This window comes from Mesobacillus sp. ABV4_180 (genome assembly GCF_056158485.1).
Genome location: NZ_JBSWTJ010000001.1, coordinates 280,933 through 305,944 on the forward strand (window position 1 = coordinate 280,933; position 25,012 = coordinate 305,944).

Here is a 25,012-nt window from a genome sequence, read left to right on the forward strand (position 1 = left end):
CAAGCGCTAGAGGGCCTGACAGTGAAGTCGTTCTTTGTCTTCATTGGCAGGACCGAAGCGTCTCGAGGGAGAGGCGCTGGAGCTAGATTAAGATTACTACATGTATTTAACGAAACCAGAACATTTTACATTTCCTAGATAATAAGAAACCCTCTGGAAGCTTCCAGAGGGTTTTTAACTGCATATCACTTCGAAAGGGTTTCGAATAGAAAGAGACAAAAAAAGAACAGCCATTACAGCTGTTCTTTCGTGTGCCCGGCGGCGTCCTACTCTCACAGGGGGAAACCCCCAACTACCATCGGCGCTGAGAAGCTTAACTTCCGTGTTCGGTATGGGAACGGGTGTGACCTTCTCGCCATCGCCACCAGACTATTTGGTTTGAGGTTTTGCAATTTTGCTTCGCAAAAAGCTTTGCTCCCTCAAAACTAGATAATGTTGTAAGAAGAATTCAAGAAGAACGAATGATCTATTTGGTTAAGTCCTCGAACGATTAGTATCAGTCAGCTCCACACGTCACCGCGCTTCCACCTCTGACCTATCAACCTGATCATCTTTCAGGGTTCTTACTAGCTTGCGCTATGGGAAATCTCATCTTGAGGGGGGCTTCATGCTTAGATGCTTTCAGCACTTATCCCGTCCGCACATAGCTACCCAGCGATGCCTTTGGCAAGACAACTGGTACACCAGCGGTGCGTCCATCCCGGTCCTCTCGTACTAAGGACAGCTCCTCTCAAATTTCCTGCGCCCACGACGGATAGGGACCGAACTGTCTCACGACGTTCTGAACCCAGCTCGCGTACCGCTTTAATGGGCGAACAGCCCAACCCTTGGGACCGACTACAGCCCCAGGATGCGATGAGCCGACATCGAGGTGCCAAACCTCCCCGTCGATGTGGACTCTTGGGGGAGATAAGCCTGTTATCCCCGGGGTAGCTTTTATCCGTTGAGCGATGGCCCTTCCATGCGGAACCACCGGATCACTAAGCCCGACTTTCGTCCCTGCTCGACTTGTAGGTCTCGCAGTCAAGCTCCCTTGTGCCTTTACACTCTGCGAATGATTTCCAACCATTCTGAGGGAACCTTTGGGCGCCTCCGTTACTCTTTAGGAGGCGACCGCCCCAGTCAAACTGCCCACCTGACACTGTCTCCCGCCCCGATCAGGGGCGCGGGTTAGAATTTCAATACAGCCAGGGTAGTATCCCACCGACGCCTCCACCGAAGCTGGCGCTCCGGTTTCTCAGGCTCCTACCTATCCTGTACAAGCTGTACCAAAATTCAATATCAGGCTACAGTAAAGCTCCACGGGGTCTTTCCGTCCTGTCGCGGGTAACCTGCATCTTCACAGGTACTATAATTTCACCGAGTCTCTCGTTGAGACAGTGCCCAGATCGTTACGCCTTTCGTGCGGGTCGGAACTTACCCGACAAGGAATTTCGCTACCTTAGGACCGTTATAGTTACGGCCGCCGTTTACTGGGGCTTCGATTCAGAGCTTCGCGTGAGCTAACCCCTCCTCTTAACCTTCCAGCACCGGGCAGGCGTCAGCCCCTATACTTCGCCTTGCGGCTTCGCAGAGACCTGTGTTTTTGCTAAACAGTCGCCTGGGCCTATTCACTGCGGCTCATCCGGGCTATTCACCCAAATGAGCACCCCTTCTCCCGAAGTTACGGGGTCATTTTGCCGAGTTCCTTAACGAGAGTTCTCTCGCTCACCTTAGGATTCTCTCCTCGCCTACCTGTGTCGGTTTGCGGTACGGGCACCATTTATCTCGCTAGAGGCTTTTCTTGGCAGTGTGGAATCAGGAACTTCGGTACTAAATTTCCCTCGCTGTCACAGCTCAGCCTTCACGCAAGCGGGATTTACCTCACTTGCAGCCTAACTGCTTAGACGCGCATATCCAACAGCGCGCTTACCCTATCCTCCTGCGTCCCCCCGTCGCTCAAACGATAAAGAGGTGGTACAGGAATATCAACCTGTTGTCCATCGCCTACGCCTTTCGGCCTCGGCTTAGGTCCCGACTAACCCTGAGAGGACGAGCCTTCCTCAGGAAACCTTAGGCATTCGGTGGATGGGATTCTCACCCATCTTTCGCTACTCATACCGGCATTCTCACTTCTAAGCGCTCCACCAGTCCTTACGGTCTAGCTTCAACGCCCTTAGAACGCTCTCCTACCACTGACATCTAAGATGTCAATCCACAGCTTCGGTGATACGTTTAGCCCCGATACATTTTCGGCGCAGAGTCACTCGACCAGTGAGCTATTACGCACTCTTTAAATGGTGGCTGCTTCTAAGCCAACATCCTGGTTGTCTAAGCAACTCCACATCCTTTTCCACTTAACGTATACTTTGGGACCTTAGCTGGTGGTCTGGGCTGTTTCCCTTTTGACTACGGATCTTATCACTCGCAGTCTGACTCCCACGGATAAGTCTTTGGCATTCGGAGTTTGTCTGAATTCGGTAACCCGATGAGGGCCCCTAGTCCAAACAGTGCTCTACCTCCAAGACTCTTACAACGTGAGGCTAGCCCTAAAGCTATTTCGGAGAGAACCAGCTATCTCCAAGTTCGATTGGAATTTCTCCGCTACCCACACCTCATCCCCGCACTTTTCAACGTGCGTGGGTTCGGGCCTCCAGTTGGTGTTACCCAACCTTCACCCTGGACATGGGTAGATCACCTGGTTTCGGGTCTACGACCACATACTCATTCGCCCTATTCAGACTCGCTTTCGCTGCGGCTCCGTCTCTTCAACTTAACCTTGCATGTAATCGTAACTCGCCGGTTCATTCTACAAAAGGCACGCCATCACCCATGAACGGGCTCTGACTACTTGTAGGCACACGGTTTCAGGATCTCTTTCACTCCCCTTCCGGGGTGCTTTTCACCTTTCCCTCACGGTACTGGTTCACTATCGGTCACTAGGGAGTATTTAGCCTTGGGAGATGGTCCTCCCAGCTTCCGACGGGATTTCTCGTGTCCCGCCGTACTCAGGATCCACTCAGGAGGGAACGAAGTTTCAACTACAGGGTTTTTACCTTCTCTGACGGGCCTTTCCAGACCACTTCATCTACCCCGTTCCTTTGTAACTCCATGTAGAGTGTCCTACAACCCCAAGAGGCAAGCCTCTTGGTTTGGGCTATGTCCCGTTTCGCTCGCCGCTACTCAGGGAATCGCGTTTGCTTTCTCTTCCTCCGGGTACTTAGATGTTTCAGTTCCCCGGGTCTGCCTTCAATACCCTATGTATTCAGGTAAAGATACTGTTCCATTACGAACAGTGGGTTTCCCCATTCGGAAATCTCCGGATCAAAGCTTACTTACAGCTCCCCGAAGCATATCGGTGTTAGTCCCGTCCTTCATCGGCTCCTAGTGCCAAGGCATCCACCGTGCGCCCTTTCTAACTTAACCTAAAAGGTCATTTCTCTAATTGAATAGAGAGAAAACTAAAATGGCGATCACTCGGTTTTTTCTTGGTTCTTCTTACTTACGATTATCTAGTTTTCAAGGAACAAAAAACACGCGCATAAAAGCGACATGGTGGAGCCTAGCGGGATCGAACCGCTGACCTCCTGCGTGCAAGGCAGGCGCTCTCCCAGCTGAGCTAAGGCCCCGTTATGAAAGATATATGGTGGGCCTAAGTGGACTCGAACCACCGACCTCACGCTTATCAGGCGTGCGCTCTAACCAGCTGAGCTATAGGCCCATATATCATATGAAAGAGGAATTACTCCCTCAAAACTAAACAAACAAGCTAGTCAACTATGCGGATTGTTAAATCCGCAGTACGAATCGAAAGATTCGCATTCCGATTGCCCTTAGGCAATATCCTTAGAAAGGAGGTGATCCAGCCGCACCTTCCGATACGGCTACCTTGTTACGACTTCACCCCAATCATCTGTCCCACCTTAGGCGGCTGGCTCCAAAAGGTTACCCCACCGACTTCGGGTGTTACAAACTCTCGTGGTGTGACGGGCGGTGTGTACAAGGCCCGGGAACGTATTCACCGCGGCATGCTGATCCGCGATTACTAGCGATTCCGGCTTCATGCAGGCGAGTTGCAGCCTGCAATCCGAACTGAGAATGGTTTTATGGGATTGGCTCGACCTCGCGGCTTCGCGACCCTTTGTTCCATCCATTGTAGCACGTGTGTAGCCCAGGTCATAAGGGGCATGATGATTTGACGTCATCCCCACCTTCCTCCGGTTTGTCACCGGCAGTCACCTTAGAGTGCCCAACTGAATGCTGGCAACTAAGATCAAGGGTTGCGCTCGTTGCGGGACTTAACCCAACATCTCACGACACGAGCTGACGACAACCATGCACCACCTGTCACTCTGTCCCCCGAAGGGGAACGCCCTATCTCTAGGGTTGTCAGAGGATGTCAAGACCTGGTAAGGTTCTTCGCGTTGCTTCGAATTAAACCACATGCTCCACCGCTTGTGCGGGCCCCCGTCAATTCCTTTGAGTTTCAGCCTTGCGGCCGTACTCCCCAGGCGGAGTGCTTAATGCGTTTGCTGCAGCACTAAAGGGCGGAAACCCTCTAACACTTAGCACTCATCGTTTACGGCGTGGACTACCAGGGTATCTAATCCTGTTCGCTCCCCACGCTTTCGCGCCTCAGCGTCAGTTACAGACCAGAGAGCCGCCTTCGCCACTGGTGTTCCTCCACATCTCTACGCATTTCACCGCTACACGTGGAATTCCGCTCTCCTCTTCTGCACTCAAGTCCCCCAGTTTCCAATGACCCTCCACGGTTGAGCCGTGGGCTTTCACATCAGACTTAAAGGACCGCCTGCGCGCGCTTTACGCCCAATAATTCCGGACAACGCTTGCCACCTACGTATTACCGCGGCTGCTGGCACGTAGTTAGCCGTGGCTTTCTGGTCAGGTACCGTCAAGGTACCGGCAGTTACTCCGATACTTGTTCTTCCCTGACAACAGAGCTTTACGACCCGAAGGCCTTCATCGCTCACGCGGCGTTGCTCCGTCAGACTTTCGTCCATTGCGGAAGATTCCCTACTGCTGCCTCCCGTAGGAGTCTGGGCCGTGTCTCAGTCCCAGTGTGGCCGATCACCCTCTCAGGTCGGCTACGCATCGTTGCCTTGGTGAGCCGTTACCTCACCAACTAGCTAATGCGCCGCGGGCCCATCTGTAAGTGACAGCCGAAACCGTCTTTCAGCTTTCCCTCATGTGGGGGAAAGGATTATCCGGTATTAGCTCCGGTTTCCCGAAGTTATCCCAGTCTTACAGGCAGGTTGCCCACGTGTTACTCACCCGTCCGCCGCTGATCTTCAAAAGCAAGCTAATGAAGATCCGCTCGACTTGCATGTATTAGGCACGCCGCCAGCGTTCGTCCTGAGCCAGGATCAAACTCTCCAAGAAAGAGTTATGAGTTAGCTCATAAAATAAAACGTTGGCTCTTGTCTTCTATAATAGAAGCAAGAATATTATTGTTTGTTGACGCTTGTTTGTTTAGTTTTCAAAGAACAATCACTCGTTGTCATCGCCCGTAAGCGACTTTATTAATATAACATTTTCCCGCTATATAAGTCAATAACTTTTTTCGAAAACTTATTATTCAAGTTTGTTGTTTCGTTACTGACTTTGAAGATTATATCAGGCTAATCATTATAAGGCAATACTTTTAAACATTTTTACTAGAATAATAAAAAAAGCTGGCAGACACAGCCAGCTTACTGAATGATTTCGTCGATATGTAAATACCTGTTCTTTTCTAAAGGCAGGATTTGGCCCGACTCTAGCAGCCTGACTAATGGTCGGGCTGGATTCTTTTCTTCCACGAAAATAATCTCAGCAGCCTGTCCATCCGAAAGGCGGATCTTGGTGCCGATGGAATAATTCATGATCGCAGAACTTAATGCTTTTAAGGCAGCAATGTCAAATTCTCCGAACAGTTCTTCGTTGATCATTTCAAGTACTTTAAATGGTGAGTTCTTAGGTTTATAGATTCTTTCAGATGTCATCGCATGGAAGGAATCTGCAACTGCCAGTATTTTCGCAAAGGGATGGATTCTGCTCCCTTTTTCACCAAAAGGATAGCCACTGCCGTCCATTCTTTCATGGTGATGAAGAATCGCAATTTTTGTGGCATCTTTCAATAAAGGACTGTTCTTTACTAATTGGTAGCTATAAGTTGGGTGCTTTTTGATTTCCTCAAACTCATCTACTGTCAATGTGGAACTTTTATTAAGAAGAGTTGGACTGATTTTCGCCATTCCGCAATCTGACAGGCAGCCTGCGAGAGCAAGCTGTGTCACATCCCCTTTGCTGTAATTCAACTTTTTCCCAATGAAGGCACTTATGATTCCAACCGCTAACGGATGGTCATACAAGTATTCATTCTTGGACGAATAATGGTGTAGATTAAAGATATCTGAAGAGGTTATTTCTACTTGTTCTATCAACGTAACGATGATCTTTCTCACTTTGGCAATATCAATCTGCATTCCTGACTGCCAGGAGACAAACTCCTTTTTAAAATCCTGTTTAGCCCTCAAAAACAGGTCAAGAAAGGCAAGGTCTGATTCATTTGATGTTGCCAGGACCTTTTTGTCCGATCCAACAACAGGGGCGTGAAATGGCATGCCATTCACCATAATCTTTTCTACTTCAACTTCTTTTACCAGGAAAATTTTCAAGATTTCTATTAGATGCTTTGAGAGTACCGTCTTTTTGCTCATGATGGGTCTTTTTGTTTTGCTAAGTACATCATCAGTAAGGATACAGCCCTCTTTAAGATTGTCTACAAGTACGCGCAAGGCTTTCCACCCCGGAATTATAATTTTCTTACAATTATTTTACTTTATTTTGCCAAAAAAGAGGAACACAAATTTGTGTTCCTCTTTAAAAGTTTTATTCTTCGTCCGAGTCAGCTGGTGTTTCGGTTACTACTGCTTCTTCACTGCCAACTTCTTCAGGATCGATTAGTGTGGATTCTGCATTTTCCTCCAGTTCCATGTCTTCAGGCTTCTCATCTTCCTTATCGACTTTGGCAACTGTCGCAACATATTCATTTTCTGCTTTGTTTAGGCTGATTAATTTTACCCCTTGTGTGTTACGGCCAGTCATAGAAATGGAGCTGACTGGAATCCGGATCAATACACCGCCTGTCGTAATCAGCATGAGATCTTCCTCGCCAGTAACGACCTTCATCGTCACGAGGTCGCCATTCTTGTCGGTAATGTTGCAAGTCTTAATTCCTTTACCGCCTCGACCTTGCCTTCTGTACTCTTCGGAAGGGGTTCTCTTGCCGTAACCGTTTTTCGTAACGACAAGAATCTCTGCGCTTTCCTCTAGGACTTCCATGCCAACGACTTCATCGTCTTCTGAAAGGGTGATTCCTTTTACTCCTGTAGCCGTACGGCCCATAGAGCGGACATCTGTTTCAGGGAAACGGATCAACAACCCGTTCTTCGTGCCGATGATCATTTCCTTGCTTCCGTCAGTAAGACGCACGGAAATCAATTCATCGTTTTCACGCAGGTTCAGGGCAATCAAACCATTGTTTCGGATATTCGCAAAAGAAGATAATGGCGAACGTTTCGAAATCCCTTCTTTTGTGGTGAAGAACAGGAACCAGTCATCCACAAATTCTTCTACCGGGATAATAGCGTTAACCCATTCTCCCTTTTCGATTTCCAGAAGGTTGATGATTGGAATGCCTTTCGCAGTACGGCTGAATTCCGGAATCTCGTAACCCTTCGAACGATATACTTTACCCTTATTTGTAAAGAAAAGAATCGTATCATGTGTAGAAGTCGTGATTAAGTGTTCCACGAAATCATCTTCATTCGTTCCCATGCCCTGGATTCCGCGGCCGCCACGTCGCTGTGCCCTGTATGTAGAAACAGGCAGGCGCTTTACATAGCCGTTGTGTGTCAGGGTGATGACGATGTTCTCACGAGGAATCAAATCTTCATCCTCGATCATTTCCAGTCCTCCAGAAACGATTTCCGTGCGGCGCTCATCGTTGAATCGCTCTTTGATTTCAGTAAGTTCTTCACGGATGATTTCCAGCACTTTTTCATTATCAGCAAGGATTGCTTTCAGTTCCGAAATGAGTTGCATAAGGTTTTGGAACTCTTCTTCGATTTTCTCACGTTCCAAACCAGTAAGTCTTTGCAGACGCATATCAAGGATTGCCTGTGCTTGCTTGTCAGACAGCTTGAATTGAGTCATCAAGCCTTCCCGGGCAATGTCGGTCGTACGGGAGCTTCGGATCAAGCTGATGACTGCATCAAGGTTATCAAGGGCAATTCGCAAGCCTTCAAGGATGTGGGCACGTGCCTCAGCCTTCTTCAGTTCAAACTCCGTTCTGCGGCGAATCACGACAACCTGATGATCAAGGTAGTATTTCAAGCACTGCTTAAGGTTCAGAACCTTAGGCTGCCCATCGACAAGGGCAAGAAGGTTGATACCAAAGCTCGTCTGCAATGCTGTTTGCTTATAAAGATTATTTAAAAGGACATTTGCATTTGCATCTTTACGGACCTCGATGACAATCCTCATTCCTTTACGGTCTGATTCGTCTCGTAAATCCGTGATTCCATCTATTTTCTTGTCGCGGACAAGCTCTGCGATTTTCTCGATTAGCTTTGCTTTATTAACCTGGTATGGAAGTTCATTAACGATTATGACTTCTTTGCCATTAGACTTTTGCTCAATTTCAACTTTTGCACGAAGGGTAATCGATCCGCGTCCAGTTTCATAAGCCTTGCGAATGCCGCTGCGTCCAAGGATCAGTCCAGCGGTTGGAAAATCTGGTCCTGTAATGATTTCCATTAATTCCTGAATGGTAAGGTCAGGGTCCTTACTGATCGCCAATACTCCATCAATGACCTCTCCAAGCTGATGCGGAGGGATGTTCGTTGCCATTCCGACAGCGATACCGGAAGTACCGTTTACCAGCAGGTTAGGGAATCTTGAAGGCATGACAATCGGTTCTCTTTCAGAACCGTCATAGTTATCCTGGTAGTCAATTGTATCTTTATTGATGTCGCGCAATAGCTCCATTGAAATCTTCGACATACGCGCTTCAGTATAACGCATCGCAGCAGCTGCATCGCCATCGACAGAACCGAAGTTACCGTGTCCGTCCACGAGCATATAGCGATAGTTGAAGTCCTGTGCCATACGGACCATTGTGTCATAAACGGCAGAATCACCGTGTGGGTGGTACTTACCGATTACTTCGCCGACGATCCTTGCCGATTTTTTATAAGCTTTGTCAGAATGCATGCCAAGATCATGCATCGCATAAAGAATCCTTCTGTGCACGGGCTTCAGGCCATCACGCACATCTGGCAGGGCACGTGCCACGATAACGCTCATGGCGTAATCCAGGAAGGATGACCGCATTTCCTGGCTAATATTAATCTCTTTAACACGTGGATTTGGTGTTTCAGACATTTAAGAGAGACCTCCTTTAGGAACTCTGTTCAACGCAGACAGATAAGGGTACCTGTATGGACCCAAGTCAACCAGCGCCATTTCAGAAAAAGCAGGATAGAGGCTGAACCTACTATCCTGGGAATAAAATTTAAATATCCAAGTTCTTTACATAGAGAGCGTTTTGCTCTATGAAGTTACGTCGCGGCTCTACCTTGTCGCCCATCAGGATTTCGAATGTTTCATCCGATTCAATCGCATCCTCAAGACTTACTTGCAGCAACGTCCTTGTTTCAGGGTTCATCGTTGTTTCCCACAGCTGTTCAGGATTCATTTCTCCAAGACCCTTATAACGCTGGATGCCCGGCTTTGGCTGCTGAGGAAGCTCAGCGAGGATCTGTTCAAGCTGCCTATCATTGTAAGCATATTCGATTTTTTTGCCCTGCTGGACTTTGTATAAAGGCGGCTGGGCAATATAAATGTAACCTGCTTCAAGGATCTTTCTCATATATCTGTAGAAGAACGTCAATAATAAAGTTCGGATATGTGCGCCGTCAACGTCGGCATCTGTCATGATGACGATCTTTTGGTAACGGGCTTTCGCAAGATCAAAGTCTTCGCCGATGCCTGTTCCGATAGCCGTGATGATCGCTCTTACCTCGTTGTTGGATAAGATTTTATCCAGACGGGACTTTTCAACATTCAGGATTTTACCGCGCAAAGGCAGGATCGCCTGGAAATGGCGGTCACGTCCCTGCTTGGCAGATCCGCCCGCGGAGTCACCCTCAACGACATACAATTCGCTGATGGAAGGATCCTTTGAAGAACAGTCAGCCAATTTACCTGGCAGGCTTGAAATTTCCAGAGCGCTTTTGCGTCGTGTGAGTTCACGCGCTTTTTTCGCTGCAAGTCTTGCCCTTGCTGCCATAAGGCCTTTTTCAACGATTTTCCTGGCTACGGTTGGATTTTCAAGCATGAATTTTTCAAAATGCTCTGAGAAGGTTGTATCTGTAACCGCACGGACTTCTGAATTTCCAAGCTTTGTCTTCGTCTGGCCCTCGAACTGTGGGTCAGGATGCTTGACGGAAACAATCGCAGTCAGTCCTTCTCGTACATCCTCACCGGAAAGATTGGCATCATTATCCTTAAAGATGCCATGCTTACGAGCATAGTCATTGATGACACGAGTCAAAGCCGTTTTGAAGCCTGATTCATGCGTTCCGCCTTCATAAGTGTGGATATTGTTCGCGAATGAATAGATATTTCCTGTGAAGCTGTCGTTATACTGGAGGGCTACCTCGACAGTGATGCCTTCTTTTTCACCCTCAATGTAGATCGGTTCCTCATGCAGGACTTCTCTTGTGCGGTTTAAGTGTTCCACATAAGACTTAATTCCGCCTTCGTAATAATATTCATTTCTTTTATCTTCAACGCGTTTATCCTCGATTGTGATCTTGATACCCCTGTTCAGGAAGGCAAGTTCACGCAAGCGATTTGCGAGTGTATCATACTCATAGACTAAAGTTTCGGTGAAAATTTCTCCATCAGGCTTGAAATGGACGGTTGTACCTGTGCGGTCGCTTTCCCCAATGACTTTTAGAGGGTCACCGACTGCGCCGCGCTCGAATTTTTGGTAATGAATTTTCCCATCACGATGGACGAAAACTTCAAGATACGTAGACAGGGCGTTTACAACAGAGGCACCAACACCGTGAAGCCCGCCGGAAACCTTGTACCCGCCGCCGCCGAATTTACCGCCGGCATGCAGCACTGTCATGATGACTTCGACTGCTGGCCTTCCCATCTTTTCGTGGATACCGACAGGAATCCCACGTCCATTATCCATGACCGTAATGCTATTGTCTTCTTCAATAATGACGTTAATCTCATCGCAATAGCCTGCAAGGGCTTCATCTATACTATTATCAACGATTTCCCAAACAAGATGGTGCAAGCCTTTCGCACTCGTTGAACCGATATACATTCCCGGACGTTTCCGTACTGCTTCCAGGCCTTCAAGCACTTGTATCTGGTTTTCATCATACGCTTGTCCCTGCACGGATTGTTGTTGATCCATGGTCATATCAATCACCTACACTTTCATTTTGACTCATCTTTTAAAAAAACTTTTTTTGGCATATATCGCTTTTTTTCGACAATTTGCGAAGACGCCGATCTATTAAAATTCCTGAACGGATAATTTTTGGGAGCGTTTCTTTAATGTTCCTGATGCAAGTGGAGAATAATAAATATGATTTCCCGTCACCACGATTGATTTGACCGTCCCCTTGGACAAATGGACAATCTTCTGGTCCTGCCGGGCAGTGAACTCCTCCATGTAAGGAGAAGAACTGACGCTGTCAATATCCAGAATAGCGATTATATCTTTTGTCCTGACAAGGACTTCTTCACCAACATGCAAATACATCGAGTCCACCTCATTGGATTCTTGACATTTCTCCGGTTTTCACTTTGTATGTGGCTGCTTCCCTTAGCGTCTGGTGGTCTATTCCATCCACACTTGTTGTGGTCACGAAGGTTTGAACTTTTCCCTGGATGGTATTTAATAAGTGGGATTGGCGATAGTCATCTAACTCAGACAGGACATCATCAAGCAGCAGGATTGGATATTCGCCAATCTCTGAATTGATCAGCTCTATTTCCGCCAATTTCACGGAAAGTGCTGTCGTCCGCTGCTGGCCCTGCGATCCGAAAGTCTGGACATCCCGTCCATTCACAAAAAATTGCAGATCATCCCGATGCGGCCCAAACATCGTGGTGCCCCGGTCAATCTCTCTTATTTTTATTTTAGCAAATTTTTCTTCATACACTGCTATCATTTTCGACAAATCATCCTCTTCTGATACGTCTGCAGAAGGTTTATAGACGATTTTCAGGTCTTCAAGCCCTCTTGATATCCCCTGATGGATCGGCAGTGCCCATTGCTCAAGAAGATTCAGGAATTCGAACCTCTTCACAACGATCCTTGCTGCCGCCTGGATAAATTGTTCCGTCAGGATATCAAGCATTGTTTGATCGGTGCTTTTTTTGATTTGCAGCTGTTTCAGGTAATGGTTGCGCTGCTGGAGGATTTTATTGTATTGGCTGATATCATGCAAATAAATAGCCGAAACCTGGCCGATTTCCATATCAATAAAACGGCGCCTTACTTGAGGGCTTCCTTTTACCAGGTGGAGATCTTCAGGTGCGAACATCACGACATTCATGTTTCCCACATACTGGCTTAGCTTTCGCTGCTCCAGGTGGTTGACCTTCGCCTTCTTGCCTTTTTTTGATATGACAAGCTGCATTGGCAGAGATCCATTGTTTTTTTTAATCCGTCCCTCTATTTTAGCATATTCCTCGTCCCAGCGAATCAAATCTTTATCATTGGTCGTCCTGTGTGATTTCGCCATCGCCAGGACATAGATTGACTCCATGACATTTGTCTTTCCCTGGGCGTTTTCCCCGAGTATTACATTTACTTTATTTTCAAATTCCGCCTCTAACCCCTGATAATTCCGATAATTCCTTAATTGCAGGTCCTCTATATACATGAACAGTTCATCCTCTGGATTATTGCGTTATGCTGAACTTGCCAAACCCAGGAATCGACACCTGGTCTCCGGAACGAAGCTTTCTTCCTCTTCGCTGATCTTGTTCACCATTGATAAAAACATCATGTTCACTTAAAAACCACTTTGCCATTCCGCCGGATTGGATAACATCGGCTAATTTAAGGAATTGGCCAAGTGTAATATATTCCGTATCAATTTTAATTTCCTCATTCACGTTTCTCACCCTTTTCTTCCAAAAGGACTTAATACTTTATTTTACTAAATATTTTCCATAGAAACAAATTTTCTTATTTTTATTGCCTATGCCCTTGGCCTGTTGATTTCCGCTCCAGGCACTTCGCTTTCCGCGGGCGGTCTGGGAGCCTCCTCGTCGCTTTGCTCCTGCGGGGTCTCCCATGACACGCTTCTCCTGCAGGACATTGAAAAAACTTCCTAGAAACTGCCCACGCACGATGGAAATGCGGCAGCATTTTCGGAGGAGTCTTCGTGCCTTCTGCTGCAATCCACTTAGTTAGCTAAATATTACTAACTTTTTGCAGTCTATAAGAAAAAGCCACCAGTGCAAAACTGGTGGCGATATGGATTAGTAAGTTCTTACCGGCAGGATTAGCTGCAGGATTGAATCATCGTGAAGCGGACGGATGACGAAAGGTCTCATCGCACCTGTGAAACTGATCTGGATTTCTGTTCCTTCCAGTGCTTTCAGGGCGTCCATCATGTACTTCGCGCTGAATGAAATTTTCAGTTCCTCGCCATCAATTGACTGGCTTTGGATTTCTTCGACAACCGTACCGATTTCCGGAGTATTGGATGATACTTCAATCGCTCCGCCTTCGATTGTTGAAAACTTGACGACGTTGTTTCTTCCCTCTCTTGCAAGCAATGAGGCACGGTCAATCGCGTGTAGGAATTCCTTTGTGTTGACAACAACATCTGTTTTGCTTTCAGTCGGAATCAACCTTGCAGTATCAGGGTAATTTCCTTCCAACAACCTTGAGAAGAACAGCAAGTGCTTCGCTTTGAACAGAACTTGGTTCTCTGTGATGACGATATCGACATTATCAGAGCTGTCATCCAGAATTTTGCTCAATTCAGTCAAGCTTTTACCTGGGATGACGACATTGTAGCTGCCAGTATTCTCTGCTTCCAGCTTCGCTTTTCTCAATGCCAGCCTGTGGCTATCTGTTGCAATACAGATCAGTTCATTGTTTTCAACCTTCCAGTTGACACCTGTCAAGATCGGGCGTGTTTCTGAGGTGGACACTGAAAAGACAGTCTGTCGGACAAGCCCTTTTAATAGATCTGTAGGAATCTTGAATACATGCTCTTCCGAAATTTGCGGAAGATGTGGGTATTCTTCAGCATCAAGGCCATTTAAGTTAAATTCAGATTTACCAGATCGAATTACGGTCTGCATATTGCCATGTACTTCTATTTCCACAGTGTCTGTAGGAAGCTTTTTAACGATTTCACTAAAGAAACGCGCCTGCAGAACAATGGATCCAGTCTGTTTGATTTCTACGATTTCATCCCCAGCTTCTTCTTTAGGAATGAAAGACTCAATGGAAATATCAGAATCGCTGCCTGTAAGAGTTACTCCCTCTTCGTTCGCAACAATTTTGATGCCAGTCAAAATCGGGATTGTTGTTCTGCTTGTTACTGCCTTCATTACGTCCTGGACGCTTTGCAGCAAATGATCGCGCTGGATAATAAATCTCATTTTTTAGCCTCCGTTTTGGAATATTTTTTTTCCTAATGCATATATTAATATGTTTTAAAAAAGTAATAGAAGTACTAGTAGGGCCTGTGGATTTGTGGATAAGCTATTTGATCAAAGGAAACACAGCCTATCCACATGTGGACAGACTGTGTGCAACCAAGGGAGAGTTATTCACACTTTCCCTAAACCCTTAATTGTTCATTTATCTCTTTAAGCTGCTTTTGCAGGTTCGAATCGATTGAAACCATTTTTGAAATCTTTTCATGGGCATGGATGACAGTCGTATGGTCACGTCCCCCGAATTCTTCACCTATCTTAGGAAGTGAAAAATCAGTCAGCTCCCTTGATAAGTACATTGCGATCTGTCTTGGGAAAGCGACGGATTTTGTCCGTTTTTTCGCTTTGAAGTCCTCAAGTTTCACATTGTAATGCTGGCCGACTACCCTCTGGATATCAAGGATCGTAATCACCTTAGGTTTGGAACTTGGGATAATGTCCTTCAGTGCTTCAGCTGCCAGGTCTGCGTTAATGTCTTTATTGATCAATGAAGAATAGGCAACAACGCGGATTAAGGCACCCTCAAGCTCACGAATGTTGGAGTCAATCTGGTTTGCGATATATAGCATGACTTCATTCGGAATATCCAGGCCTTCTGCTTTCGCTTTTTTGCGCAGGATTGCAATCCTCGTTTCCAGGTCTGGCGGAGTGATATCTGTAATCAAGCCCCATTCAAAGCGGGATCTAAGTCTGTCTTCAAGTGTTGGAATCTCTTTTGGCGGACGGTCACTTGAGATGACAATCTGCTTGCTTTCCTCATGCAAAGTATTGAATGTATGGAAAAATTCCTCCTGCGTCTGTTCTTTCCCCGCCAGGAATTGAATATCATCAATAAGCAGGACGTCTACATTCCTGTATTTATTGCGGAAATCGCCAGCTTTATTATCCCTTATCGAGTTGATGAATTCGTTCGTGAATTTTTCAGATGACAAATAAACCACTTTTGCATTTGGATTATGATCCTGGACGTAATGGCCAATTGCATGCATTAAGTGGGTTTTACCAAGTCCAACGCCCCCATAGATAAATAAGGGATTGTATGCCTTTGCCGGTGCCTCAGCCACTGCCAGCGACGCAGCATGGGCGAAACGGTTGCCTGAACCGATGACAAAAGTATCGAATGTGTACTTCGGGTTCAGCATGCTTACCGGCAATTCCTGTGCTTCTTCTTCCTTCTTCACCCTTTTTGGCGGCAAGGGAATATCGAGATCTTCTTCATTCTGGTTTTGCGGAATGATGAATTTAACAGAAAGTTCTTCACCCGTGATTTCATACAAAATACCGCTGATTAACTGGGAATATCGCTCTTCTAGCCAATCGCGGGCAAATTCATTCGGGGCTGTAATTGTAAGTACATCACCCTGAAGTGTATGTGCTTTTGTTGATTTCAGCCATGTATCAAAACTAGGCTTGCTGATCTTTTTCTCGATTTTTGCGAGAGCGTTGTTCCAGAGATCTGCAATGTTCTCCAACAATTATCCCTCCTTTTCTTGTCTTTTTTAGGTTCTATTCAAAAACTTGCTGCTTTTTCTCTTAAAAAGTAAAAATCTTAGTGGATTTTAAAGATTTTTCAAAGTTTCCCGGTTAAGGCCTTTTCTCGAAAAGTGTAATCAATACGAAATTCGAAGGTTATACAAGCTGTACAACCCTTAAATTCATAAATATACGAAACTATTAATGTGGAAAAATATATAATAAGGAAAGAAAGAAGCTTTTCGACAATATCCACGTTCTGTGGACAAAGTTTTACAACAGGCCTGAATAACCTATCCACAACTTATCCACATTTTGTGGATAAATATATTTTCAGTATCGAATTATTAAGAGTGAAAACACAAATATAATATCAGATAATCCAGCTTGTCGCAACGCTTTTTAATACATTATCCACAATACCTTATCACTGTGGAGTAAAATTGTCCACAGCCTCTTGTGTTGTGTAAAAGCTGTAAAAAAGGGTTGTGGATAATAAAATAGCTGTCGATTTTTGTCCACAGACCGCCCAAAAGTAGCCTGGAATAAAAAATAAGCGTTATTTAATAAAGTTTCTTTTGCCAGCAAAAAATATTCTTTTTAAGTCCCGGGAAGGAAATTTTATGATACATTTTATTGTCCGAAGAACTTTTATGAAGCAAAGGTGAAAATTGGACAAGCAGGATCAGCTGGTGAAGGAGTGTTTTTTTCTTTCTATATCATTTTGTTTTTCTGAATAGGCACTTGACAATATCCACTGCTCATCTTTATAATTACAAAGACTGTCTGTAACAGCTATTCCTCAGGGAGGTGTAACATATATGAAACGCACTTATCAACCAAATAAGCGTAAACACAGCAAAGTTCACGGATTCCGTGCCCGCATGAGCAGTGCAAATGGCCGTAAGGTTCTTGCTCGCCGTCGTCGCAAAGGAAGAAAAGTATTATCAGCTTAGGCCACTGAAATGTCAGTGGTCTTTTTTCTCTTTGGGCAATACTATTTTGGGGACTATGTTTGCTGACAAAGTGGCTTTAGGGGATTTATTTTGGAAATACTCTATAGAATAAATCCCTCTGGCAGCCATGTAAAAAGTACCCATTAAAAAAACGGACCATAGAGAATTGAAGGTGTTTAATAGATGAAAAAAGATTTCAGAGTAAAAAAAAATAAAGAATTCCAAGAGGCGTTTAAAAAAGGAAAATCTGTCGCTAACCGCCAGTTTGTTGTTTATATCCTGAAGAAACCGGAGCAAGAGAATTTCCGCATCGGGCTTTCAGTAAGCAAGAAGATTGGCAATGCTGTTATGCGAAATCAGATTAAAAGATATATCCGCCAATCCTTCCACGAATTTCAGGATCGTGTACATACAGGAAACGACTATATCATCATTGCACGCAAGCCCACCTCTGAAATGGGCATGGAGGATATAAAGAAAAGCCTGGAGCATGTTTTGAAGGTCGGAAAGGTATTGAAGAAGCCGATAGCTGGAAATAATGATTGAGGCAAAAATATTGCCGGATTGCATTTTTTAAAAGCGCTTCCCAGTAAAAGATGGTAAAATACTTTTGATTGCATGGTGCCAATAAGGCGAAGTGTACATAAATTTTGGGACAAACTTTTGAAAATAAATGAATGATCGGGAAGTTAGGAGGAAATGGAGCTTGAAAAAAAGAATATTATTAATAATGGGCTTGCTATTAGTGATGTCCGTTCTGACTGGATGTACGGAGTATGACCAGCCGATCACTCCTGATAGCAAGGGTTTTTGGAATGAATACATCGTTTATCCTTTATCCCTGCTAATCGTGAAAATGGCTGAATGGCTTGGTGGCAGTTTCGGTTTATCGATCATTGCTGTTACATTGATTATCCGCCTGGCAATCCTGCCGTTGATGATCAAGCAAACGAGAAGCTCAAAGGCAATGCAGGCATTGCAGCCGGAAATGGCAAAATTAAAGGAAAAATACAGCTCAAAAGATCAGAAGACACAGCAAAAGCTGCAGCAGGAAACAATGGCACTTTTCCAAAAGCATGGTGTCAATCCGCTGGCAGGATGTTTCCCGCTTATTGTACAGATGCCGATCCTGATTGGTTTTTACCATGCGATTTCGAGAACAAGGGAAATTGCCGAGCATAATTTCATGTGGTTCGACCTCGGGTCTCCGGATCCATTTTATATCCTGCCGCTTGTAGCAGGTGCAACGACTTTCATCCAGCAAAAAATGATGATGGCTGGCCAGGAACACAATCCGCAAATGGCAATGATGCTTTGGCTGATGCCGATCATGATCATTGTATTCGCAATCAACTTCCCGGCAGCACTTTCATTGTACTGGGTAGTCGGTAACTTATTCATGATTGTTCAAACTTACTTTATTAAAGGGCCGGATCTTAAAGCTGCGGCTGCCGGCAATGCGGGAGGAGCAAAAAAGTGAAACAGGTAACTGCTACAGGACAGAATGTCGACGAAGCAGTAGAATCCGCTTTAGCTCAATTAAAGACAACCAAAGACCGCACAGAGATTGATGTAATTGATGAAGGCAAAAAGGGGATTTTCGGACTTTTCGGAACGCGTCCTGCTGTCGTCAAGGTGACAGTGAAGATCGATGCTGTTGAAGAAGCCGTTAATTATTTGAAAGCAGTCGGAGAACAGTTAGGCGCACCAATCGAGGTTGATGTGAAAAGGGAAGGGAAAACAGTTCTGTTTACGATGTCAGGAGAAAAAATTGCCCTGTTGATCGGAAAACGTGGTCAAACCCTGAATTCCCTGCAATTTTTAACTCAGCTGGTGATGAACCGGTATTCTGACCAATATTCAACTGTATTGCTGGATGCCGAGGATTATCGGAAGCGCAGGAATGAAACACTCGTCCAGCTCGCCGAACGCCTGGCACAAAAAGCAGTACGGACTGGACAGACCGTCGCGCTTGAACCGATGCCTTCGTATGAACGCAAAGTGATTCATACTGCATTGATGCCGAACAAAAAAATCAAAACCTATTCTGATGGCACAGAGCCGCACAGGCATATCGTGATCGCGCCATCTAAATAAAAGAATGATTGAAACCCGGACCAGATCAGGTCCGGGTTTTTTTTATGTTTTTAAATGACCAGTAAATTCATTTTTTGATTTCACTTTTCCACAGCCTTAAATTAAATTCATTTATTTCTTCATTTGGTTTTATTGTTATTCACATGTGGATAAGTTAAAATTAAATAAGTTTATTTAAAGTATTGTGGATAAATTTGCAGTTTGAGTATTCCTTTCTTTTTTTCGCTAAAGTGATGTGGTATTCTAGTAATTTGTAGAAAACAAACTTTAATGATTTTCAATATAAATATTTTTTTTAGAAAAGTGGGGTGAAGCATATGGAATTCGATACAATTGCCGCGATTTCAACGCCGATGGGTGAAGGTGCGATTGCGATTGTCCGATTGAGCGGAGATCAAGCTTTCGAAATAGCTGACAGGTTGTTCAAAGGGGCAGGAAGCAAGAAGCTTAGTGAAGTGGCATCCCACACAATCCATTATGGACATCTGCTAGATCCAAAAACTGGACAAGTTGCAGAAGAAGTAATGGTATCTGTCATGAGAGGGCCAAAGACGTTTACGAAAGAGGATGTAGTCGAAATCAACTGCCATGGGGGTCTTGTTTCTGTAAACCGTGTGCTCCAGCTTGTTCTGAACCAGGGAGCAAGACTGGCGGAGCCTGGTGAATTTACAAAACGGGCTTTTTTAAATGGACGAATCGACCTTTCGCAGGCTGAAGCAGTCATCGACTTGATCCGTGCGAAAACAGACCGTGCGATGAATCTTGCCCTTGGTCAGATGGAGGGGCGCCTATCACGGCTGATCCAGAAGCTGCGCCAGGAAATCCTTGAGATACTTGCTCATGTAGAAGTGAATATCGACTATCCTGAGTATGATGATGTCGAGGAAATGACCCATAATATGCTACTGGAGAAGGCTAAGTATGTTAAAAGTGAGCTTGAGAAACTTTTGCAGACTTCTCAGCAAGGGAAAATCCTCAGGGAAGGACTTTCAACTGTCATTGTTGGGCGCCCGAACGTTGGGAAATCATCATTGCTGAACAGCCTTGTCCATGAAAACAAGGCAATTGTCACGGATATTCCGGGAACGACTCGCGATGTCATCGAAGAATACGTGAATGTCCGCGGAGTTCCACTAAGGCTTCTCGATACAGCAGGAATCCGGGAAACGGAGGATATCGTCGAACGAATCGGCGTTGAGCGTTCACGCCAGGTTCTGAAGGAAGCGGATTTGATTCTGCTGGTTCTGAACTATTCGGACGAACTTTCGGAAGAGGATCGGAACATTTTCAAAGCGGTTGAGGGCATGGATGTGATTGTCATCGTCAACAAGACCGACTTGCCGCAAAAAATCGACCTGGACCAGGTGAAGGAGCTTGCGAAAGATTATGCCCTAGTTACGACTTCACTGCTGAAGGACAAAGGGGTGGATGAACTCGAAGAAGCGATTTCAAGTCTGTTCTTCTCTGGAGCGATTGAATCAAGCGACCTTACGTATGTTTCGAACAGCCGCCATATCGCCCTGCTGAATCAGGCAGTCCATTCTATTGAAGAGGCAATCAGCGGCGTTGAAATGGGAACCCCAATCGATATCGTCCAGATTGACTTGACTCGATCCTGGGAGCTCCTGGGCGAAATTATTGGCGAAAGTGTCCACGAAAGCCTGATTGACCAGTTATTCTCACAGTTCTGTTTAGGGAAATAACTTTAAATAAATAAATCAAAAAAAGTATCCCGAAAAAATTTTTACTGTTCGTCCTGTTCATCCGCGTTTTTTTGGGATATAGCACTTTTTTACCATACATGACAGAAAGATAAAGTCGTTAATGGTTTTGATAAATGAGTCATACAAAGCAGCATTATAAGGAGGCAGCAGGATGGGTTATGAAGCCGGAAATTTTGATGTGGTTGTAGTTGGTGCCGGCCATGCAGGTGTTGAGGCAGCCCTTGCGGCGGCACGCATGGGCGCGAAAACCGCGATGATTACGATCAATCTTGATATGATTGCGTTTATGCCGTGCAACCCGTCAATCGGCGGACCTGCAAAGGGAATTGTTGTACGGGAAATAGACGCTCTTGGCGGGGAAATGGGCCGCAATATCGATAAAACCTATATCCAGATGAGGATGCTTAATACTGGAAAGGGTCCTGCCGTTCGTGCATTAAGAGCCCAGGCAGATAAGTTCGATTATCAGAATGAAATGAAAAAGACCATGGAAAATGAAAAGAACCTGACACTGGTACAGGGAATGGTAGAGCGTCTGATTGTTGAGGATGGCGAGTGTAAAGGGGTCATTACCCAGACGGGAGCAACTTATCGTGCCAAGTCTGTCGTGATTACGACTGGAACGTATATGCGCGGTGAAATCATCCTCGGCGAATTGAAATATTCAAGCGGCCCGAATAACCAGCAGCCATCAATCAAGCTATCGGAACATCTCGAGGAGCTGGGCTTTGAGCTTGTACGCTTTAAAACAGGAACACCGCCGCGAGTACACAGCGACACGATTGATTATGAAAAAACAGAAATCCAGCCAGGTGACGATCTCCACCGAGCATTTTCTTATGAAACGACTAAATACATTACGGATCAGCTGCCGTGCTGGCTGACGTATACGAATGAGCTTACACACCAGCTGATTGATGATAACCTTCATCGTTCACCGATGTATTCCGGAATGATCAAGGGGACTGGTCCGCGCTACTGCCCATCCATCGAGGATAAGGTAGTCCGATTCAACGACAAGCCGCGCCATCAGATTTTCCTTGAGCCGGAAGGAAGGAACACACAGGAAGTATATGTGCAGGGACTATCAACAAGCTTGCCGGAAGAAGTCCAGCATAAAATCCTCCAGACAATCCCGGGTCTTGAAAAAGTCCAGATGATGCGTGCTGGCTATGCGATTGAGTATGATGCAGTCGTGCCAACGCAGCTTTGGCCAACCTTGGAAACAAAACTGGTTAAGAATCTTTATACAGCAGGACAAATCAACGGAACTTCAGGCTATGAAGAAGCTGCAGGACAGGGCATCATGGCAGGAATCAATGCCGGCAGAAGGGCTCTGAATAAAGAAGAAGTCATTTTGAGCCGTGCTGATGCCTATATCGGTGTGTTGATTGATGACCTAGTGACGAAAGGAACGAATGAACCATACCGGTTGTTGACATCCCGAGCCGAATACCGCCTGCTCCTTCGCCATGATAACGCTGACCTGCGTTTGACGGAAAAAGGGTACGAAATCGGATTGATTACCGAAGAGCGTTATCAGAAATTCCTGGCTAAAAAAGAAGCGGTCGAAGCGGAGAAGGAACGCCTGCGTTCTATCATCATCAAGCCGTCTGCAGAAGTTCAGGAACTGATCCGATCCATGGGCGGCAGTGAGTTGAAGGATGGCATCCGTGCAGCAGACCTTCTGAAGCGTCCGGAAGCTTCATATGAGCATATCAAGCAGCTTGTTCCTGCAGATGTCGAGCTTGATTTTGAAACAGAGGAGCAAACAGAAATCCAAATCAAATATGAGGGATATATCGAAAAATCCCTTCAGCAAGTTGAAAGACTTAAGAAGATGGAAGACAAGAAAATCCCGGAAAATATTGATTATAATGCGATTTCAGGGCTTGCAACAGAAGCCCGCCAGAAACTGAAAGAAGTCCGTCCGCTGACATTGGCCCAAGCATCACGTATTTCAGGCGTCAATCCTGCAGACATTTCCATCCTGCTCGTTTATTTGGAACAGGGCCGGATCGCACGGATTTAGGAAGACTAAAGCAAATTCACCAGCAAGGACAGAAAGGATTGGCTTATGAATACAGATCAATTTAAAGCTTTGCTCGCCGAGAAGGGGATTGAGCTATCCCAGAAGCAAATGGAGCAGTATGAAAAGTATTACCAAATGCTTGTCGAATGGAATGAAAAAATGAATTTGACTGCCATTACCGAAAAGCCTGAAGTGTATTTAAAGCATTTCTACGATTCTGTATCTGCAGCATTCTATTTTGATTTTAATAAGCCGTTCAATTTGTGCGATGTTGGAGCAGGAGCCGGCTTTCCAAGTATTCCGCTTAAAATTGCGTTCCCTGATATCAAGGTCACAATAGTAGATTCCCTGAATAAGCGAATCACTTTTTTAGAAGAGCTTTCTAAAGAGCTTGGGCTTAATGGGACGACATTCATCCATGACCGTGCTGAAACATTCGGGCAAAATCCGAACCATCGTGAGCAGTATGAGATTGTCATGGCTAGAGCAGTTGCAAGAATGTCAGTGTTAAGCGAGCTTTGCCTTCCTCTAGTGAAGGTGGGCGGTACATTCATCGCAATGAAGGGAAACCAGGCTGGCGAAGAACTGCAGGTTGGTGAAAAAGCGATTACCGTTCTTGGCGGAAAGCTTGAATCAGTCCATTCGTTTACCCTGCCAGTTGAAGAAAGTGAACGAAATATTTTAATCATTGACAAACAAAAGCCAACTCCTAAGAAATATCCAAGAAAACCGGGAACTCCGAACAAGACGCCAATTGAATAGGGTCTCCTGATTACTTGCAGCGGCTTAAAATCATGGAACTGGGCACATTTTTACTTAAGTCCGGGGCCAGATAAAGGCACTTGCGCTTTTTGTCCTATTTTGAAAAATGAATTTAGTTTATAATAGAGTCAACAGGCAGGAACTTGTCATTTTTATAGAGAATATGTAATAGGGAGTTCATAAAGGTGGTGTAGGGTGATGAAGCCTTCTTTTTCGCGCTTTTTTGGCCTTGGGGAAAAGGAAAAAGAACGGAATGAAGTGGTGGAAGAACAGACGGTTGAGGATCTTGACAGCATTGAGCACGAAGAAATTAAGAAAATCCCGATTGACCATATTATTCCAAATAGATACCAGCCAAGAACTGTTTTTGATGATGAAAAAATTGAAGAATTGGCCCGTACCATTCATATACATGGAGTAATCCAGCCAATCGTTGTCCGAGAATTCGATCAGGATCGATTTGAAATCATTGCCGGGGAACGCCGCTGGCGGGCAATGAAAAAGCTGGAGTGGGAAGAAGTTCCAGCAATCGTTAAAAATCTATCTGATTCAGAAACGGCATCTGTGGCTTTAATCGAGAACCTTCAGCGTGAGGAACTATCTCCGATTGAAGAAGCAATCGCTTATGGAAAATTACTGGAAATTCATAATCTTACCCAGGAAGCATTAGCGCAAAGATTGGGGAAAGGTCAATCGACAGTAGCCAATAAACTTAGATTGCTGAAACTTCCTCAGGATGTCCAGGACGCATTATTAAATAAATCCATTACGGAGCGACATGCACGTTCATTGATTCCTTTGAAAAATCCTCAGCTGCAGGTTCAGCTGTTGGCAGAAATCATTGAGAAAGCCCTCAATGTCAAGCAGACGGAAGAACGTGTCATCAAGCTTTTGAGCCAAAATGAAGAAAAACCGAAGCCTAAGCGGAAGGCCTTCAGCAAGGACATGAGGATTGCAGTGAATACGATCCGCCAGTCGCTGACAATGGTATCCGACAGCGGCATCAAACTCGATTCCGAAGAAGAAGAGTTCGATGAATTTTACCAATTCACGATCCGCATACCAAAAAAGAAATAATCATTTAGAAGCGAGGGACATGCCTGTCTCTCGCTTTTTTTTAGTTTCATAGATCGTAATATTACTGCATTATTTCTTTTTAATAAAAATTCTATCAACTGTCTTAATTCATGATAAAATAGAATACATGA

The 25,012-nt window shown here is 45.2% G+C and carries 16 protein-coding genes, 2 tRNA genes and 3 rRNA genes; 8 read left to right on the plus strand and 13 right to left on the minus strand.

Annotated features, from left to right (window positions below; genetic code table 11):
- Nucleotides 1-253: 253 nt before the first annotated feature.
- The 13 genes from rrf to dnaA all read right to left on the minus strand — a co-directional run bounded on the left by rrf (nt 254) and on the right by dnaA (nt 16,232).
- Nucleotides 254-369 (minus strand): 5S ribosomal RNA (gene rrf, locus ACXAEA_RS01555).
- A 101-nt stretch (nt 370-470) separates the two neighbouring features.
- Nucleotides 471-3,405, minus strand: a 23S ribosomal RNA gene (locus ACXAEA_RS01560).
- A gap of 127 nt (nt 3,406-3,532) precedes the next feature.
- Nucleotides 3,533-3,608, minus strand: a tRNA-Ala gene (locus ACXAEA_RS01565).
- Between the two features lie 15 nt (nt 3,609-3,623).
- A tRNA-Ile gene (locus ACXAEA_RS01570) sits at nt 3,624-3,700 on the minus strand.
- Nucleotides 3,701-3,829: 129 nt separating this feature from the next.
- Nucleotides 3,830-5,379, minus strand: a 16S ribosomal RNA gene (locus tag ACXAEA_RS01575).
- Together the 16S, 23S and 5S rRNA genes with 2 tRNA genes alongside form the textbook arrangement of a ribosomal RNA operon.
- Nucleotides 5,380-5,690: 311 nt before the next feature.
- On the minus strand, nt 5,691-6,776 hold the full coding sequence (locus tag ACXAEA_RS01580; RefSeq protein WP_475094194.1) for an HD-GYP domain-containing protein: 1,086 nt from the start codon (nt 6,774-6,776) through the stop codon (nt 5,691-5,693).
- Nucleotides 6,777-6,870: 94 nt separating this feature from the next.
- Complete coding sequence (gene gyrA, locus ACXAEA_RS01585; protein ID WP_475094195.1) at nt 6,871-9,426, minus strand: DNA gyrase subunit A; 2,556 nt, start codon at nt 9,424-9,426, stop codon at nt 6,871-6,873.
- Between the two features lie 130 nt (nt 9,427-9,556).
- Entirely contained in the window at nt 9,557-11,482 is a 1,926-nt protein-coding gene (gene gyrB, locus ACXAEA_RS01590) for a DNA topoisomerase (ATP-hydrolyzing) subunit B (RefSeq protein WP_475094196.1), read from the minus strand.
- A 102-nt stretch (nt 11,483-11,584) separates the two neighbouring features.
- The gene (gene remB, locus ACXAEA_RS01595) at nt 11,585-11,833 is read right to left on the minus strand and encodes an extracellular matrix regulator RemB (RefSeq protein WP_475094197.1); all 249 of its coding nucleotides are present in this window, start codon (nt 11,831-11,833) and stop codon (nt 11,585-11,587) included.
- 10 nt (nt 11,834-11,843) lie between these two features.
- On the minus strand, nt 11,844-12,962 hold the full coding sequence (gene recF / locus ACXAEA_RS01600) for a DNA replication/repair protein RecF (RefSeq protein WP_475094198.1): 1,119 nt from the start codon (nt 12,960-12,962) through the stop codon (nt 11,844-11,846).
- A gap of 19 nt (nt 12,963-12,981) precedes the next feature.
- Nucleotides 12,982-13,197: a S4 domain-containing protein YaaA gene (yaaA, locus tag ACXAEA_RS01605; RefSeq protein ID WP_475094199.1), complete on the minus strand. Its 216-nt coding sequence runs from the start codon at nt 13,195-13,197 to the stop codon at nt 12,982-12,984.
- 369 nt (nt 13,198-13,566) lie between these two features.
- On the minus strand, nt 13,567-14,703 hold the full coding sequence (gene dnaN / locus ACXAEA_RS01610; RefSeq protein ID WP_475094200.1) for a DNA polymerase III subunit beta: 1,137 nt from the start codon (nt 14,701-14,703) through the stop codon (nt 13,567-13,569).
- Nucleotides 14,704-14,885: 182 nt separating this feature from the next.
- Entirely contained in the window at nt 14,886-16,232 is a 1,347-nt protein-coding gene (gene dnaA, locus ACXAEA_RS01615) for a chromosomal replication initiator protein DnaA (RefSeq protein ID WP_475094201.1), read from the minus strand.
- An 822-nt stretch (nt 16,233-17,054) separates the two neighbouring features.
- Here dnaA and rpmH point away from each other — a divergent pair.
- The 8 genes from rpmH to noc all read left to right on the plus strand — a co-directional run bounded on the left by rpmH (nt 17,055) and on the right by noc (nt 24,881).
- The gene (rpmH, locus tag ACXAEA_RS01620; RefSeq protein ID WP_013059930.1) at nt 17,055-17,189 is read left to right on the plus strand and encodes a 50S ribosomal protein L34; all 135 of its coding nucleotides are present in this window, start codon (nt 17,055-17,057) and stop codon (nt 17,187-17,189) included.
- Between the two features lie 183 nt (nt 17,190-17,372).
- Entirely contained in the window at nt 17,373-17,735 is a 363-nt protein-coding gene (gene rnpA, locus ACXAEA_RS01625; RefSeq protein WP_475094202.1) for a ribonuclease P protein component, read from the plus strand.
- Nucleotides 17,736-17,895: 160 nt separating this feature from the next.
- Nucleotides 17,896-18,669 (plus strand): YidC family membrane integrase SpoIIIJ, encoded by a 774-nt coding sequence (gene spoIIIJ, locus ACXAEA_RS01630; RefSeq protein ID WP_475094203.1) that lies wholly within the window; start codon nt 17,896-17,898, stop codon nt 18,667-18,669.
- The gene (jag, locus tag ACXAEA_RS01635) at nt 18,666-19,286 is read left to right on the plus strand and encodes an RNA-binding cell elongation regulator Jag/EloR (RefSeq protein ID WP_475094204.1); all 621 of its coding nucleotides are present in this window, start codon (nt 18,666-18,668) and stop codon (nt 19,284-19,286) included. Before spoIIIJ ends, jag begins: the two co-directional genes overlap by 4 nt.
- Before the next feature lie 317 nt (nt 19,287-19,603).
- Entirely contained in the window at nt 19,604-20,989 is a 1,386-nt protein-coding gene (gene mnmE / locus ACXAEA_RS01640) for a tRNA uridine-5-carboxymethylaminomethyl(34) synthesis GTPase MnmE (protein ID WP_475094205.1), read from the plus strand.
- Nucleotides 20,990-21,161: 172 nt separating this feature from the next.
- Entirely contained in the window at nt 21,162-23,042 is a 1,881-nt protein-coding gene (gene mnmG, locus ACXAEA_RS01645; RefSeq protein WP_475094206.1) for a tRNA uridine-5-carboxymethylaminomethyl(34) synthesis enzyme MnmG, read from the plus strand.
- 45 nt (nt 23,043-23,087) lie between these two features.
- Nucleotides 23,088-23,804: a 16S rRNA (guanine(527)-N(7))-methyltransferase RsmG gene (gene rsmG, locus ACXAEA_RS01650; RefSeq protein ID WP_475094207.1), complete on the plus strand. Its 717-nt coding sequence runs from the start codon at nt 23,088-23,090 to the stop codon at nt 23,802-23,804.
- A gap of 198 nt (nt 23,805-24,002) precedes the next feature.
- On the plus strand, nt 24,003-24,881 hold the full coding sequence (gene noc, locus ACXAEA_RS01655; protein ID WP_475098036.1) for a nucleoid occlusion protein: 879 nt from the start codon (nt 24,003-24,005) through the stop codon (nt 24,879-24,881).
- The last annotated feature ends 131 nt before the right edge of the window (nt 24,882-25,012 follow it).

Coding starts and splice junctions, on each gene's coding strand:
- gyrA (WP_475094195.1), bottom strand. CDS start 9,426: ATGTCTGAAACACCAAATCCACGTGTTAAAGAGATTAATATTAGCCAG.
- gyrB (WP_475094196.1), bottom strand. CDS start 11,482: ATGGATCAACAACAATCCGTGCAGGGACAAGCGTATGATGAAAACCAG.
- remB (WP_475094197.1), bottom strand. CDS start 11,833: ATGTATTTGCATGTTGGTGAAGAAGTCCTTGTCAGGACAAAAGATATA.
- recF (WP_475094198.1), bottom strand. CDS start 12,962: ATGTATATAGAGGACCTGCAATTAAGGAATTATCGGAATTATCAGGGG.
- dnaN (WP_475094200.1), bottom strand. CDS start 14,703: ATGAGATTTATTATCCAGCGCGATCATTTGCTGCAAAGCGTCCAGGAC.
- rpmH (WP_013059930.1), top strand. CDS start 17,055: ATGAAACGCACTTATCAACCAAATAAGCGTAAACACAGCAAAGTTCAC.
- rnpA (WP_475094202.1), top strand. CDS start 17,373: ATGAAAAAAGATTTCAGAGTAAAAAAAAATAAAGAATTCCAAGAGGCG.
- mnmE (WP_475094205.1), top strand. CDS start 19,604: ATGGAATTCGATACAATTGCCGCGATTTCAACGCCGATGGGTGAAGGT.
- mnmG (WP_475094206.1), top strand. CDS start 21,162: ATGGGTTATGAAGCCGGAAATTTTGATGTGGTTGTAGTTGGTGCCGGC.
- rsmG (WP_475094207.1), top strand. CDS start 23,088: ATGAATACAGATCAATTTAAAGCTTTGCTCGCCGAGAAGGGGATTGAG.
- noc (WP_475098036.1), top strand. CDS start 24,003: ATGAAGCCTTCTTTTTCGCGCTTTTTTGGCCTTGGGGAAAAGGAAAAA.